Annotated in this window: 8 protein-coding genes; 4 read left to right on the top strand and 4 right to left on the bottom strand. The window is 58.6% G+C overall.

The genetic code is table 11. The features are described from left to right. Nucleotides 1-89 precede the first annotated feature (89 nt). A complete protein-coding gene (locus tag JJ889_RS15255; RefSeq protein ID WP_291896588.1) occupies nt 90-1136 on the top strand; it encodes a LacI family DNA-binding transcriptional regulator in 1047 nt (348 codons plus the stop codon). Between the two features lie 16 nt (nt 1137-1152). Here JJ889_RS15255 and JJ889_RS15250 read toward each other — a convergent pair whose 3' ends face one another. From JJ889_RS15250 to JJ889_RS15235, 4 genes are read right to left on the bottom strand one after another with little or no spacing between them, the layout of a single operon-like run. Next, nucleotides 1153-2661 carry a tryptophan halogenase family protein gene (locus JJ889_RS15250; protein ID WP_291896586.1) on the bottom strand — a complete coding sequence of 503 codons (1509 nt, stop codon included), beginning with the start codon at nt 2659-2661 and terminating at the stop codon, nt 1153-1155. 15 nt (nt 2662-2676) lie between these two features. Continuing rightward, nucleotides 2677-4200, bottom strand: coding sequence for a tryptophan halogenase family protein (locus tag JJ889_RS15245; RefSeq protein WP_291896584.1), 1524 nt, complete (start codon nt 4198-4200; stop codon nt 2677-2679). Next, nucleotides 4193-5602: a tryptophan 7-halogenase gene (locus JJ889_RS15240; RefSeq protein ID WP_291896729.1), complete on the bottom strand. Its 1410-nt coding sequence runs from the start codon at nt 5600-5602 to the stop codon at nt 4193-4195. The genes JJ889_RS15245 and JJ889_RS15240 overlap by 8 nt, the downstream gene beginning before the upstream one ends. Before the next feature lie 45 nt (nt 5603-5647). Continuing rightward, nucleotides 5648-7150 carry a tryptophan halogenase family protein gene (locus tag JJ889_RS15235; protein WP_291896726.1) on the bottom strand — a complete coding sequence of 501 codons (1503 nt, stop codon included), beginning with the start codon at nt 7148-7150 and terminating at the stop codon, nt 5648-5650. A 212-nt stretch (nt 7151-7362) separates the two neighbouring features. On the opposite strand from JJ889_RS15235, the gene JJ889_RS15230 reads away from it, so the two are divergent. From JJ889_RS15230 to JJ889_RS15220, 3 genes are all read left to right on the top strand, one after another. Continuing rightward, a complete protein-coding gene (locus tag JJ889_RS15230; protein ID WP_291896722.1) occupies nt 7363-10518 on the top strand; it encodes a TonB-dependent receptor in 3156 nt (1051 codons plus the stop codon). 233 nt (nt 10519-10751) lie between these two features. Then, a complete protein-coding gene (locus tag JJ889_RS15225; protein ID WP_291896583.1) occupies nt 10752-13349 on the top strand; it encodes a glycoside hydrolase family 3 protein in 2598 nt (865 codons plus the stop codon). Between the two features lie 328 nt (nt 13350-13677). Further along, nucleotides 13678-16449: a bifunctional aconitate hydratase 2/2-methylisocitrate dehydratase gene (locus JJ889_RS15220; RefSeq protein ID WP_291896581.1), complete on the top strand. Its 2772-nt coding sequence runs from the start codon at nt 13678-13680 to the stop codon at nt 16447-16449. Nucleotides 16450-16504: the final 55 nt, after the last annotated feature.

The raw sequence follows: 16504 nt of genomic DNA, 5'->3' as shown, positions 1-16504 counted from the left end.
CATAAAAAGCAGGGTTTTTGATTGAGTTGATCGTGCTCAGGCGCTGACCAATCGCCTGTTACAGAAGTGGTTATGACGGCGGGAGTCGAATGAACAAGAAGCAGACTACAACCATCAAGGATGTCGCTGAGTTCGCAGCCGTTTCTCCCATGACGGTGTCACGCGTTCTGAACAATCATGACTTCGTGAAAGAAAGCACGCGTCGCCGCGTGCAGGACGCCATGCGAGCCCTGAATTACCGTCCCAATCTGATGGCGCGTAACCTCGCCGGCCGATCCGGCTTGTTCATCGGACTGATTTATCGAAATCCAAGTTATGGCTATCTCAGCGAGTTTCTGCTCGGGGCGCTGAGTACGTGCCGACGCCTTGGGCATAATCTGATTGTCGAAGAACCCTTCCTCGATCGCAACATGGTCGACCTGGAGCTGATCGAGCGACGTTTCCTGGATACCAGCATTCAGGCTCTGATCGTCGTTCCGCCACTATCTGACGATCCCCAATTGATCGACGTGCTTGAGCGGACAGGCATCTCCTATGTCTGCGTCAGCCCACGGCTGAACAGCTATGCGGGCGCCAGCGTTGGCATGAATGACACCGACGCTGCGCGTGAAATGACCGATTATTTGCTGGGGCTGGGGCATGAACGCGTGGCGCTGATCAAGGGCCCGCCGGACCACCGCGCCAGTGAGTTGCGTCTGATTGGGTACCAGCAGGCGCTCGAGGCGAGGGGGATGGCGCTGGACCCTGAGCTGATCGGGGAAGGTGATTTTACCTATGTTTCCGGCATGCACGCGGCGAAAAAGCTTGTGGATCGGGAGCGACGCCCGACAGCGATTTTCGCCAGCAACGACGATATGGCTGCCGGTGCAATCACCTGCATCCATCAGTCCGGTCTGCGTGTGCCGGAAGATCTCTCGGTCGTCGGTTTCGATGACACGGCGACTGCATCTGCAATCTGGCCGCCTCTGACGACAATCCGCCAGCCCATCCGGGAGATGGCGAATGCCGCCATCGAGACGCTCGAACGGGGCGTCCGTGGCCCGGAAGCGAAGAACGCCGCCCCGCCGGAAAAGCTCAGATTGCCTTACGATCTGGTGATCCGAGAGTCGGCGGCGCCTCCGGCCGGCAAGGGCTGACAGAGGTAGGGCCGGGTCAGGCCGACTGTCTTGCCCTATTCAGATAGACTTCGTGGTCATCGAATTGCTCGAGGCATTTGTGCATGGCGCGACGCACTTCTGCCATGCGTTTTTCCAGCATGTCGTCGGGTAGAGCGTTGATGACCGGGTGATAGCGTTTCGGACGCAGATTCTGGCCCTCGAAGACTGCAAACCAGCTGTGTTCGCCGAACAGTTCATTGTCGTGGCGATAGAGGCGGCCATTCTCCAGATAGATGTCGATGCGTTGGCGCAGCGTCTCCGGGATTTCCATTGTGCGCACGTAGTTCCAGAACGGGCTGTCCGTCCGCTGGGTGGCACAATAGTGAAGGATCAGGAAGTCTCGAACCTGTTCGAATTCGGCCAGCGTGCGCTGGTTGTAGTATTCGATGTCGCGCTCATTGAAATGCTTGTCCGGGAAATTGGTCAACAGGCGCGCGATGGCAGTCTGGACCAGGTGAATGGAAGTCGATTCGAGTGGTTCCAGGAAGCCGCTGGCCAGGCCGAGGGAGACGACATTCTTGTTCCAAGGTTTCTTGCGAATGCCTGTCTTGAAGCGCAGGAAGCGCGGGTCAGAGAGCGGCTTGCCATCCAGGCCCTCCTGTAGCTTGGCGCAGGCTTCATCATCGCTGATATACTCGCTGCAATAGACGTGTCCGTTGCCGAGCCGGTTTTGCAGCGGAATTCGCCACTGCCAGCCGGCCTCGTGCGCCGTGGCGCGGGTATAGGGTGTCAGCGGACCAGCGAGCTCGCAGGTCTGAGCGACAGCGCGGTCAACGGGCAGGTAGTTCGACCAGTCATCATATCCTGACTGGAGCGTTTGCTCGATCAACAGGCCGCGGAAGCCTGTACAGTCGATAAAGAGTTCGCCGGCGACTTCCGTTCCGGATTCCAGCTTCAGGCTCTCGACATGGCCGGTCTCACTGTTCTGGACGACGTCGACAACCTTGCCCTCGATACGTTCCACGCCGCGCGACTCGGCGACCTCCCGCATGTATTTGCCGTACAGACTGGCGTCGAACTGGTAGGCATAGTCAATGCTGGCGAGCGGTGAGCCCTTGATGTTCGGGTTGGGGTGGGAGAACTTGTTCAGCTTCGAGGCGAGGACCTGAAGGTTGTAGTCGTCGATGGGCTGAGCGCCTGGCTTCTGGATATGCCGCAGCCAGAAATGGTGAAAATGAATGCCATCCATATTCACCCCGTACGGGCTGAAAGGGTGGAAGTAACGATCGCCGACCTGCCCCCAGTTCACGAACTCGATACCCAGTTTGAAGGTCGCATTCGTGCGGTTCAGATAGTCCTTTTCCTTCAGGCCCACCAGCGTGTTGAAGTAGCGGATGTGCGGGATGGTCGCCTCACCGACGCCAACCGTTCCGATTTCCTCGGACTCGACGAGGCGGATCTTGACGCTGGGGTCCCGTAACAGGATCGAGAGTGCCGCCGCAGCCATCCATCCGGCAGTTCCGCCTCCGACGATGACGATCTGTTTGATGTTCATGTCTTGCATGTTTTTCCCCACTCCCTACACGGTCTCACCGGACCACGCATAATGTTCCAGAAATGCGCGGTGTGTCTGCATCTTGGCGACAGCGCCCTGCATTGCCGAGCGCATGGACTGCAGACTGCGCGTAATATCTGCTGCGCCTACAGCACCTATAATCGGATCAACTGATTTTGGAGCGATATTCTGACCCAAAAGTACCGCGATCCAGTTTGGTTTGGCAAAGAGCTCGTCTTCGTAGCGGAAGATCCGTCCCGCTTCCTGGAACAGCTCCATCCGCGCACTCAATGAATCCGGAATGTCCATCGTCCGTGTATAGTTCCAGAACTCGCTGTCATCCCGTTCAGTGGCCTTGTAGTGAAGGATGATGAAGTCGCGCACCTGTTCGAATTTTTTCACCAGCTGACGGTTGTATTCATCGCTCACGACCGCTGGCATAGCCGCTGTTGGATAGAGCGAAATAAACTTGCTGATGCCTTCCTGGATCAGGAAGAGCGATGTCGATTCCAGAGGTTCCAGAAAACCGCCGGACAGTCCGATAGCAACACAGTTCTTTTCCCAGAGCTTGGTCCGGTGACCCGTTTGAAAGCGGATCTTGCGCGGAGAGCCGAGTGCCGGACCATCGAGATCTTGCAGCAGGCTGTCGATCGCCTCGTCATCGCTCAGCAGCTTGCTGGAGTAGATATGGCCGTTGCCGGTTCGGTGCTGTGTGGGAATTCGCCATTGCCACCCAGCCTGCTTGGCGGTGGAGATGGTGTAGGGGAGAATTTCGCCCGTTCGTTCGCACGCGATGGCTTGGGCGGTATCGCAGGGGAGCCAGTGAGACCAGTCCTGGAAGGAAACGCCAAGCGTCTGGCTGATGAGCATTCCCCGGAAGCCGGTGCAATCGAAAAACAGGTCGCCGTCGAGGGATTCGCCGCTTTCAAGATCGATATGGGTGATGAAGCCTGTCTCGGGGTGTTGGCCGATATGGGTGACCTTGCCCTCAATGCGCCGAACTCCGCGCTGTTCCGCAAACCCGCGGAGATATCTGGCGTAGGCGGTCGCGTCGAAATGATACGCGTATCTGAGCTGTGAGAGCACTGAGCGCGGATTCGGGTCCGGCATTGCAAACTTGCCGCCTTGAGCGGCAATGGCGCTGAGGCTGAAATCCTCGATCGAGCTGTCAGGATGATCCTGTCGGTACTTCAGCCAGTACTGATGGAAGTCGATGCCGTTCATATCGACGCCATGTTGGCCAAATGGGTGCATGTAGCTTTCGCCTTGCCTGCCCCAATTCACAAACTGGATGCCCAGTTTGAACGTCCCGTTTGTCGCCTTCAGAAACTCCGCCTCGGGGATGCCCAGCATGGCATTGAAGTTGATGATGTCGGGTATTGTTGCTTCGCCGACTCCGATGGTTCCGATTTGTTCGGATTCGACCAGGCAGATCCGGGCTGCGTTCTCCGGCAATACACTGGAAAGGGCTGCCGCCGTCATCCAGCCCGCGGATCCACCGCCGACAATGATGATGCGCTTCGGAGATTGGCTATTCGTCTCAGACATGGCGCTTTTTCTCGAGGTATTGCTTCAGCTTAGCCACATAGATGTGGTGCGGAGGCATGCGCGGGATCAGATTGTCGATCGTCGCTTTCATCTGTCTCAACTGGTTTTGTGTCTCCGCTTCGGGCAGCCTGTCTGCCTGCCTGTCATAATCTTGAGGTGTCTTGCCCAGACCCTCGAGCAGGATGATCCAGTCTTCGTTATTGAAAGGTTCAAGGTCATATCGGGGCACGATGCCGCGATGACCGTACTGCCGCAGTTTTCGCGCCAGCTTTTCACTGGGCTCACCGCCTGCTGCAGATTTCCAGTATGCGCTGTTCATCGCGCCTTCCTGTCGGAGCAGCGCCTCGTGGAACAGGCCGGCGTGGTCGACATCGTCTCGAAAGCGCCGATTGTATTCACGCCGTTCGGTGTTGGCTTCCGCTGTGGTCGGGATCAGTTCGAGCAGCCGTTCGATATCGCGCTGCAGCAGCATCATCGGTGCCGGAGAGAGCGGTTCGATGGTCCAGGCGGCGTGGCCAATGGCGATACAGTTACCTTGCCATGCCTCGCTGACCCGGCCGAGTTCCACGTCAAATCCCTTCAAGGTTTCATTTGGCTCTGCGGGCGAGGTGATGGCCAGACTGAGTTCGGTTTCCTGCGGGAACACCTTCAGTGTCCAGCCTTCCTCGCTGGCTTCGATGACGCGACCGGGCTGACCTGTTTGCGTCGCGGCCTGGCGTGAGATGCGGGCATTGACCGTCCGGTCCGCGATGAAATGCGATCCGGTCTGAGAGATCACTGTGCGCGCCGGTCCGGTTGCATCAATGATCAGATCTGCCTCAAGGGCGATGTCGTCGTCCAGGGCCAGAACTGTGCGCCCGGCTACCTGGGACTGAACCGTGATTGTCTCGGCCTTGAGGCGTTCGACGCGGGTCGTTTCGATCCTGGCATCAAGAAGCCTGACCCAATCAAGTGGATCGAACTGATAGCCATACTCAGCCAGAGCGAGGGGGGTGGCCGGATCCGCAGGCGGGTGGGCAAAGCGCCCGGCCAGTGCCGCCTGAGCCGAGATCAGCACCTCGGAAAGCGGGGTCCTGCTTCGGGTTAGATGATGAATCAGGGGGGTGCCGTCAATCGTGGGAAAGGGGGCGTGGTGGCATTGATGCCAGGTTTGGCCGGGACGCCAGCGCCGGAAATGCGTTCCGAGCGAAAATGAGGCGCGCCCTTCGAGCATCAGCAACGGTTCGTCGAGGCCCAGACCGCGCAGGAAGTTATAGCTCTCCGGTGATGTCGCGCCCCCGTAAATATCGTCTGCGGGAGGTGTGGCAGAGGCATTGACCTGTGCGATGTGATGGTCACTGCCCAGCGCATTCACGAGGCTCAATGTTGCCATATGGCCGGCGAGGCCGCCGCCACAAACCACGATAGTTTTGACTGCAGGTGATGGAGAATTCACTGTGTCTTCCGGCTAGGTCTGGGTTGCGGTGGCGAGCGGCGTGCTGGACGCGCCGCCGTGTTGTTTTAGGAAATCGGCCTGCATCGGGGTCCGGGATGCCTGAAGCGCTGTTTCATCACGGATGGTATCAAGTTTCTGCCGGAGTTCGCGCATGTCAAATCGATCAATTCGCGGGTCATGCCCGCGGGGCTGCAAGTTTTGTCCGAGCATCACCGCTACCCAGCTGGGTGGCAGGAAAACCCCGAATTCATACTTGATCACGTAGCCGCGGTGCATCCACGCATCGATTTTCTCCTGCAGACTATCTGGCAGTTTCAGATCCCGGAAGTGGCGCCACATCGAGCTGTCCTCGCGTTGTGTCGCGACATAGTGGAGCAGAAGGAAATCTCTGACCCGTTCAAAGTTCAATCCCATTCTTTCATTGTATTCTTCCACATCGAGCGTGTTGATGCTGCGGTGAGGAAACAGTTCGATGAGCGTCGTGATGCCCTCCTGGATCAGATGAATGGACGTGGACTCCAGTGGTTCCAGGAAGCCTGCAGACAGGCCGATGCTGACGACATTGCGATTCCAGAATTTCTTTCGTCGCCCGGTCTTGAAGAAGAGCTGTTTGGGCTCGGCCAGCGCCGGCCCTTCAAGAGAGCTCATCAATTGATGGGTTGCCTCGTCATCCGAGATGTGGTCGCTCCAGTAGACGTGACCATTGCCGGTCCTGTGCTGCAGCGGAATTCGCCACTGCCATCCCGCGGTGCGCGCCGTGGCCCGGGTGTAGGGCAACAGGGGGCCGCGGGATTCGCAGGGAACAGCGACAGCACGGTTGCAGGGTAGCCATTCGCTCCAGTCATCATACCCGGTTTTGAGGGTTTTCTCGATCAGCAGGCCTCTGAACCCGGAGCAGTCGATGAACAGGTCTGCATCGACGGTCTGGCCATCATCGAGTTTAACGCACTCAATATCGCCTGTCTCGGCGTCCAGTGTGGTGTCGACGATCCGACCTTCGATCCGCTTTACACCGCGATGCTCGCTGTAGCGTCGCAGAAATTTCGCGTAGAGGCCGGCGTCGAACTGATAGGCATAGCCAAAGTTGGAGCCGATCTCGTTCGGGTTCTCACCCGGCAGTCTGAAGCGGCCCTGTTCGGCAGCGATAATGGGATAGGAGTAGTCGCTCAAGCGTCCTGCTCCACCGTTCTGGTGCTGTTTGAGCCAGAGCTGATGGAAGTCCAGATCGTCAGCGGGCAAACCATAGTCGCCGAAGGGGTGAATATAGTGGTCCCCGACCTTCCCCCAGTTACGGAATTCGATGCCGAGCTTGAAGGTGGCCTCGGTCAATTTCATGAATTCCGGCTCGTCAATTCCAAGCGCCTGATTGAAATATCGGATATGTGGCAAAGTTGCCTCACCTACACCGACAGTTCCGATCTGATCTGATTCAATCAAAGTGAGATCAAATCCTAAGGCCTTGAATTTGTTTGATAGTGCGGCCGCGGTCATCCAGCCGGCTGTACCTCCGCCCACAATGCAAATTCGGGAAAACGAGCCCACGACTGGTCCTTTTACGTAACAAAACTACCGTTTGAATATGGAGTGCGCCCCGAAAAAAGGAAAGCACTTCTGATAACGCTATCATTGTCCCAATTGTCATGATAACGTTATCATCCAGACGATGCCGAAATATGGCTCGGGGAAACATAAATGATGTGCGTCTAGGGGAGACCATTGTGAGCAAAATGAACAATCCAGACCGGTGGCGGTCTACTCGCTACGCTTTGCTGGGAACGTCAGCACTCGTGGCGGCGCTGGGTGCTCAGCCTGCATTCGCCCAGGAAGCGGAAGATGCAGACGAGAGCGGTCCGACCGAAGTAATCGTGGTCGAAGGTGTGCGCGGCGCCCTTCTGAACGCGCGAAACATCAAGCGGGAAGCCGACACTTTCGTCGACTCCATTACCGCGACCGATGTCTCGCAGCTGCCGGATCTATCCGTTGCCGAAGCCCTGGCGCGTGTGCCGGGCGTTGTGACCCAGCGTTTCGAGCTTGGCGGCAGCGACGGCGACTTCCCGTCCCCGGAAGGCTCGGGCAACATTGTTCGTGGTCTCCAGTACGTACGTTCGGAGTTCAACGGCCGTGACGCATTCTCCGCGAACGGTGGTCGTGCTCTGGAATGGGCCAGCATCCCGCCGGAACTCATCGGCGGTGTTGACGTTTACAAAAACCAGACAGCCAGCATGATCGAGGGCGGTATCGCCGGTACCGTTAATCTGCGCACGCTCGAGCCGTTCGATCGCGATGGTCGTGTCGCGGTTGTTGTAGCTGACACCATCTACACCGACCAGGCAGAGGAATGGAGCCCGGGCTTCAGCGTCATCCTCGGTGACCGCTGGGAGAATGACGCAGGCGAATTCGGCCTGATGGGCTCTTTCTCGACGTCTGACCTCGAGTCCTCGATTAACGGTTTCCAGTACGGCCCGCTTCTGGCGGTTCCGAATCCGGATGCTCCGGGTACGACCATGGCACTGCCGGGCGGCTGGCAGGCGCGTGATGCGGAAATCGGTCGTGAACGTGACAGCTTCTACGTCGCAGGCCAGTGGCGCTCGAACGATGGCGACATGGAACTGACGCTGAAGGCGACGCGCGTCGAAAACTTTACCCGTACCGACGAGCGTACGATCGAGTTCTTCACCGACGCTGAGTCCTGGGCAGCCTGGTCTATCCTTGAAGGCCCTGACTCGCGCAGCATCGTGCCGTTCACCTCTGCGGGCATTCCGCGTTGTAACGGTGCTGGTGAAGCGGCGAACGGTGGCCTCGGTATCTGTGAAAACCTCATTGGTGTCGACGGAGGGCTGATGGAATCCGGTGTGGTTTCCAACAACCTGCGTGACTGGCTGGGTCAGACCGGCAATCTGCAAACGCCGTTGCAGTCGTTGGCAATCGCTCAGACCAATGAATCGATGACGCAGGACATCAGCGCGAACTTCAAATGGCGCGTGAATGATCGCCTGTACATCGAACTGGACGGTCACTACACGGATGCCGAAGCGTCCATGAATCGCCTCTGGGCGGGTGGTAACCACTTCGCTGATTACCGTTTCGATTTCTCCGACACCGAAAATCCGGAAATCGACCTCTTCCTGTCTGATGACGTTCGTCTTGCCGACTGGGGTGGGACCTTCCGAGGCGACGATCCGGGTGTGCTGGGTGACCTGGCGGATCCGCGTTACGCCTTCCTGCTGTACGCAGCCGACCAGTTCGAGGACAATGCCGGTGATCTCTACGCATTCCGTGCGGACGCCGAGTATGAGTTTGATGGTGACGGCTGGTTTGACTCCGTTGAGTTCGGTGCTCGCTTCTCACAGCGTGAGCAGACAAACCGCAATGCGGGCCTGAACTGGGCTGCGATTGCACCGCCATGGGCAGGTGGTTACCTGCCGTACGCCAACCGCGTCGATGCCGGTGCCTATGACGTTGCCGACTTCTCTGACTTCATGGGTGGTGGTGTCTTCACCGGCATGTCGTCCATTGTCTTCCCGAGCCGCATGCAGATGCAGGACTATGATGCATTTGTGAATTCTCTGGCTGGAGAGACGCTGATCGGTGTCGGCGTGAACGGTGACGGAAATCTTCAGGTTGGCGACTGGGTGCCGCTGCGCCAGAACGGTTCTGTCGACTATGTCGGTCGCGGCTCCGAGGGCACGGTCCGCGAGGAAACGACCAATTTCTACGTCCAGTTCAACTACGGCCAGGAATTCTCCAACGGCCAGTCGGTCACTGGTAATTTCGGTCTGCGCTATGTCAGCACCGAAACCACGGGCGGCGGCATTGCAGCGTTTGCGGAGTTTGCCGAGGACGATCCGGCCAACACCACGCAGGAGCGTGACTTCCTGCCGGAGCTGGCGGCTTATCTCGATCAGGCCAACATCGCCAATTCGATCGACGACAGCTACGAGTACATCCTGCCGTCCTTCAACCTGCGCTGGGACCTGAACGACGAGATGATCATTCGTTTCGCCGCCAGCCAGGCTATCACGCCGGCAGATATCGCGGCGCTGAATTCCAACCAGACGACAGTCGCCGAGCTTGGATACGTGGTTGACGATTCGGTCACTCCGTCGGTAGTTACCGACATCATTCCGGGACAGCTGAATGTGTTCGGCGGAAACCCGAACCTGGAGCCGATCGAGGCAACGAATTTCGATCTCTCTTACGAATGGTATTTCGGCTCCGACGGCCTGTTCTCCGCATCCCTGTTCTACAAGGATCTGAAGAACATCATCGTCTACGGTGAGGAAACGATCGATACGATCACCGTGGATGGTTACACCATTCCGATCGTCTTCAACGGCAATACCAATCTGAATGATGGTACGGTTGAAGGTATCGAGTTCTCCTACCAGCAATTCTTCACCGAATGGCCGGGCCTGTTCGGAAACCTCGGTGTTCAGGCAAACCTGACGCTGCTGGACTCCGAAGCAACCGCTCTGCCGTCTGTTCGTGACACGGAAGGTGATGGTGTTGAGGGCTTCCTGACAGTTTATCGCTGGGGTGTGGACGATCTGCTCGGTCTTTCCGACACGTCCTACAACCTGATTGGTATCTACCAGGATGACCGCTTCGAAGTCCGTCTCGCCTATAACTGGCGTTCGGAGTATGTGAGCTCCTACCGTGACTACGTCACCGGTAACCCGATCTCGCAGGATGATATCGGTTTCCTGGATGCGTCCTTCCGCTGGGATGTGACGGACAATCTCGAATTCCGTGTTCAGGCGGCGAACCTGCTCGACACGCAAGCAACGGCGTCTCAGCAAGTTGATGCTGCCGGGCAGACTTATGCCCGCTCGGTCTTCGACAATGACCGTCGCTTTGAATTCGGCCTTCGTTACGAATTCTAGGCATGTTGAAACCGAACGGTTTCAAGCCCTGAAAATTGGGGGCAGGTTTAACGACCTGCCCCTTTTTTGGATTGTGCCGGCTATTGTTCCGGCAATCAGCGGATACGGCCTGGCTTTCACCCAAGATCAGCAATGCCGCGTCGTGAATTCCCATTCTTGTTACACTGAGTGCGAGCGGATTTGTCTGTCCCCAGGACACTGACGCTCTTAATGACGGCCTGATGGAGACCCGGATGACCCATACGAAGATGAAGCCCGCAGCGTGGACACTGGGCGTTTCGCTCGCCGCAATCTCGTTGGCGGCGTGCCAGCCTGCACCGGAGACGACGACCGAGCCGGCATCTGAAGCGCCGGTGGATGCCGCCGCGGCCATGGCCTCCGCAATCACGGTATCAAATGGAACCAGCTCCCTTGTTGTCGATCCGGCGAACTGGCCCGAGGGACAGTCAGGAATTGCGCGTGACGCGGACGTCGAGGCTTTTGTTGCTGATCTCGTTTCGCGTATGAGCGTTGAGGAAAAGGTCGGCCAGGTCCTGCAGGCCGATATTTCCACCGTTACGCCCGAGCTGGCCGCGCAATATCACCTTGGCTCCGTGCTCAATGGCGGCAACTCCGGTCCCGGTGACGATAATTTCGCGCCTCCGCAAGCGTGGCTGGATCTCGCAGACGCCTATTATGCTGCGACTACGGACACTTCAGACGGTGGTGTCGGCATTCCCATTATCTGGGGCACTGACGCGGTACACGGCCACTCCAACATCGTTGGCGCCACGCTCTTTCCCCACAATATCGGATTGGGCGCTGCCAATAATGCTGACCTGATCCGACGGATTGGCGAAGCAACCGCACTGGAAATCCGGGCCACCGGCCAGGACTGGACCTTTGCGCCCACCCTGGCGGTTGTGCAGAATGACACCTGGGGACGGACCTATGAAGGGTATTCCGAGCGCCCGGAAATCGTCGCCAATCTGAGCGGGCCCATGGTCGAGGGGCTGCAAGGCGCAGCGGACAGCGATGACCTGCTCGGTGCTGATCATATTGTTGCCACCGCCAAGCACTGGGTAGGCGATGGCGGTACCGATCGCGGTATCGACCAGGGAGACAACCGCGCCAGCGAAGCCGACATGCGCGACATTCACGCGGCCGGATATCCGCCGGCCATTGCGGCTGGTGTGCAGACCGTCATGGCGTCCTTCAATTCCTGGCATGGCGTCAAGATGCACGGCAATGGCGCCATGCTGACCGATGTTCTTGTCGATCGCATGGGTTTTGACGGCTTTGTCATCGGTGACTGGGAGGGGCATGGACAGATTGCGGGCTGTGATCCGGAGAACTGTCCCCAGGCCCTGCTCGCCGGTGTGGACATGTATATGGCGTCAGGAAGCTGGCAGGGTTTGTATGAGAGCCTGCTGACCCAGGTGCAGGACGGGACCATTCCGATGCAGCGCCTGGATGAGGCTGTCACGCGCATCCTGCGGGTCAAGGCACGCGCCGGCATGTTCGACGGGCTGGCGCCGTCAGAGCGGACACATGCGGGCAATTTCGAGCTCATTGGTGGCGAGGCGAATCGGGCGCTGGCGCGACAGGCCGTGCGCGAGTCGCTCGTGCTCTTGAAGAACGACTCCGGTCTGCTTCCGCTCGATCCGACCGCCAATATCCTTCTCGCCGGCGACGGCGCCGACAATATTGGCAAGCAGTCCGGTGGCTGGACCATCAACTGGCAAGGTGATGGGCATGACAATGACGACTTCCCGGGCGGACAGTCGGTCTATGACGGTTTTAATGAGGTCGTTTCTGCCGCTGGTGGCACGGTCACGGTCAGTGAAGATGGCAGCTATACCGATCGGCCTGATGTTGCAGTCGTTGTGTTTGGCGAGGACCCCTATGCCGAGTTCCTTGGGGACCAGGACTATGTGAATTTCTCTGACGAACGGGGTCTGGAATTGCTGCGTCAGTTCCAGGTCGAAGGCATTCCGACCGTTGCCGTTTTCATTTCCGGTCGACCGTTATGGATGAACCGCGAACTCAATGCGTCCGATGCCTTTGTCGCGGCCTGGTTGCCGGGGTCGGAAGGTGGCGGCATTGCCGACGTTCTGATTTCCGATGAGACAGGCGAGCCCCGCCATGATTTTTCCGGTCGCCTGTCATATTCGTGGCCGCGTTCAGCCGATCAGACCGTGCTCAATCCCCATGATGAGAATTATGAGCCGTTGTTCGCATATGGTTACGGCCTGAGTTACGCCGAGCCCGGTGAGGCTGTTGGCGTATTGAGCGAGGCGAGCGGTCTGGCCGACCTGGTCGGCGCCGGGTCTGTGGCATTGCTGGCTAACGGTCGTGCGGCTGCCGGTCATGAAGTCGCGCTGGTCAGTGGTGCAGAGCGGGTCGCGGTGGCCTTGCCGGACGCCGCGACTGCAGACGGGGCGCTTAGCGTGACGCTGGACGACCGCGATGTGCAGGATGACAGCCTTCGCGCCACGTGGTCGGCAGTGGCAGGATTACGCGTTGAGAATTCTTCCGCGACACTCGATGCCAACAGCCTGCTGCAGATCTCGTATCAGGTTACCGCGCGCGGTGAGGGCCCCGTACATTTGGGCATGTCCTGCGGAGAAGCTTGCGAGGGCCGCCTCGACATCACCGCCGGTATCCGCTGGGCAGAGAGCAAGGGGTGGCAGAGCGCTGTCCTGCCGCTGTCCTGTTTCGCGGACGCTGGCGTTGACTTGTCATCCGTGGACGCATCCTTTGTCGTGGAAGGTGCGCCGGGGCTGGAGCTGTGGATCGATGACATCCGGATCGCGGGTGAGGCATCGAGTGACATGGCGTGTGAGCTCTAGAAACTTCGCATGTCGAGCAGATGGCCTGTTCCCGCAGCTTGGTCATCTGTGAGATAGCGGCCGCTGCTGCGTCGGTCTCCGTGCTGGTCACGTCTCCATTATTGGGGAAGTGACCGCGCGCGAGCAAAGAACTGGCGCGCTATAGTTACGACCAGGCTGGTGTCGAAAAGCATCGGTAAGGCGATGCGTTTGCTCGACCTCACCCGCGTTTGCTATCTTGCAACGCGTTCGGCACTAAATTATCTCAACATCAACGAAACCCTGGGCCTTCGTGCTGCGCCGGATGGCGTGCGCCCTCAGGGGAAAACACGCTTTAGACGGGGTCTCGATGAGCGCTTATTCTGACTATCTCTCCGAAATTGAGACGCGCAAGGGCGAGGGCCTGGGCGCAAAACCGATTGATGCTGCGGGCCTGACGCTCGAAATCATTGCACACATCAAGGATGCCGACAGTCCTCATCGGGCCCAGGCACTGGACTTCCTGATCTACAATACGCTTCCGGGCACAACGCCGGCCGCAGCCGAGAAAGCGCGTTTTCTCAAGGCAGTCGCCTCCGGTGAGATCGCGATTGACGAGATTTCCCAGGCGTTTGCCTTCGAACAATTATCTCACATGAAAGGCGGACCGTCCGTCGAGGTTCTGCTTGACCTGGCGCTCGGCGATGACGCCGAAATCTCCCAGCAGGCGGCAAGCGTGCTGAAGACGCAGGTCTTCCTCTACGAGGCTGACACGGATCGCCTGGCGGCAGCCCTTGAGGCTGGCAATGCCGTTGCCCGCGACATCCTCGAAAGTTACGCACGCGCCGATTTCTTCACCGCGCTTCCCGAGATCGATGAAGAGATCAAGGTCGTCACATACATCACCGCCGAAGGTGACGTATCAACCGACCTGCTTTCGCCCGGCAATCAGGCGCACTCCCGTTCGGACCGCGAGCTGCACGGCAAGTGCATGATTTCCAAGGAGGCGCAGGCCGAGATCGAGGCGCTGCAGGCCCAGCATCCGGACAAGCAGGTCATGCTTGTCGCGGAAAAGGGCACGATGGGTGTCGGCTCTTCGCGCATGTCCGGCGTCAATAATGTCGCGCTGTGGACGGGTAAACAGGCCAGTCCCTACGTGCCGTTCGTGAACATCGCCCCGATTGTTGGTGGCACGAACGGGATTTCCCCGATCTTCCTTACGACTGTTGGTGTGACCGGCGGTATCGGCATTGATCTGAAAAACTGGGTCAAGAAATCGGGCGGAAACGTCGGCGATCCGGAGCTGGAACAGGTCTATTCCGTCGACAATGGCACGGTGCTGACGATCAACACCAAGGCCAAGAAACTCTATGACGAGACCGGTCAGAAGGAACTGGCTGATATCGCCGATTCACTGACGCCTCAGAAAGTCGAATTCATCCGCGCAGGCGGTTCCTATGCGATCGTTTTCGGCAAGAAACTCCAGAGCTTCGCTGCCAGCGCCCTCGGCATTGAAAAGCCAGCCGTCTTTGCAGCGCCGAAGGAAGTGACCAATCCGGATGAGGGCCTGACAGCCGTCGAGAAAATCTTCAACAAGAACGCTGTCGGCGTTGAGGGTGACAAGGCGCTTCACGCCGGCTCTGACGTGCGCGTTCGCGTCAATATCGTTGGCTCCCAGGACACCACCGGTCTGATGACCTCGCAGGAGCTCGAGGCGATGGCGGCAACGGTGATCTCGCCCTCCGTGGACGGCGCGTACCAGTCTGGCTGTCACACGGCTTCGGTCTGGGACATCAAGGCCCAGCGCAATATCCCGAAACTGATGGAGTTCATGAACCGGTTCGGCCTGATCACGGCGCGTGATCCCAAGGGCGAATATCATGCGATGACGGACGTCATCCACAAGGTGCTCAATGACATCACGGTGGATGACTGGTCGGTCATCATCGGTGGCGATTCCCACACGCGCATGTCCAAGGGCGTCGCCTTTGGTGCGGATTCGGGAACGGTGGCCCTGGCCCTGGCGACCGGTGAGGCGACCATGCCGATCCCGCAATCGGTGAAGGTGACCTTCAAGGGCAGCCTGCAGGACCATGTGGATTTCCGTGACGTGGTTCATGCGACCCAGGCCCAGATGTTGCGCAAGTTCGGTGAGAACGTCTTCCAGGGCCGGGTGATCGAGGTGCATATCGGCACCTTGCTGGCCGACCAGGCCTTCACCTTCACCGACTGGACGGCAGAGATGAAGGCCAAGGCGGCGATCTGTATCTCCGAGGACGAGACGCTGATCGAATCCCTGGAAATCGCCAAGAGCCGCATCCAGATCATGATCGACAAGGGCATGGACAATGCCGCCCAGACCCTGGCGGGCCTGGTCAAGATTGCTGATGACCGTATCGCCGAGATCCGTTCCGGCGAGCGCCCGGCGTTGCAGCCCGATGCCGATGCCAGCTATTTCGCCGAGTTTGTTGTGGATCTGGACGAGATCAACGAACCGATGATCGCTGATCCCGACGTGAACAATAACGATGTCTCCAAGCGTTATACCCACGACACCATTCGCCCGATTTCCTATTACGGCGCCGAAAAGCACGTGGATCTCGGTTTTGTGGGGTCTTGCATGGTGCACAAGGGTGACATGAAGATCGTCGCCCAGATGCTCAAGAACCTCGAAAAGCACCATGGTCGTGTCGAGTTCAATGCGCCGCTGGTGGTGGCCGCGCCGACCTACAACATAATCGACGAGCTGAAGGAAGAGGGCGACTGGGCCATCCTCCAGAAGTATTCCGGCTTCGAATTCGACGATGATGCGCCCAAGAGCGCAGCGCGGACCGAGTACGAGAATATTCTCTACCTTGAACGTCCAGGCTGTAACCTGTGCATGGGTAACCAGGAAAAGGCCGCCAAGGGTGACACCGTCCTGGCCACGTCGACACGCCTCTTCCAGGGGCGCGTGGTCGAGGATGCTGCCGACAAGAAGGGTGAGTCCCTGCTGGCATCCACTCCGGTCGTGGTGCTCTCCGCGATCCTGGGCCGCACTCCGAGCCTGGACGAATACACAGCTGCAGTCGACGGCATTGACCTGACCAAGTTCGCGCCGCCGAACCAGGCGCCGCTCGATCCGCGCTCGGTACACTACTGATCCACAGATAGGGCTGGCCGCTCGCCGGTCCTGCCTGACGTTATGAGCCTGCCGC

The sequence above is a fragment of the Maricaulis sp. genome (assembly GCF_017643475.1).
Classification (GTDB): domain Bacteria; phylum Pseudomonadota; class Alphaproteobacteria; order Caulobacterales; family Maricaulaceae; genus Maricaulis.
The sequence above is the reverse complement of the archived record's forward strand: the minus strand, read 5'-3'. Positions and strand labels throughout refer to the sequence as shown.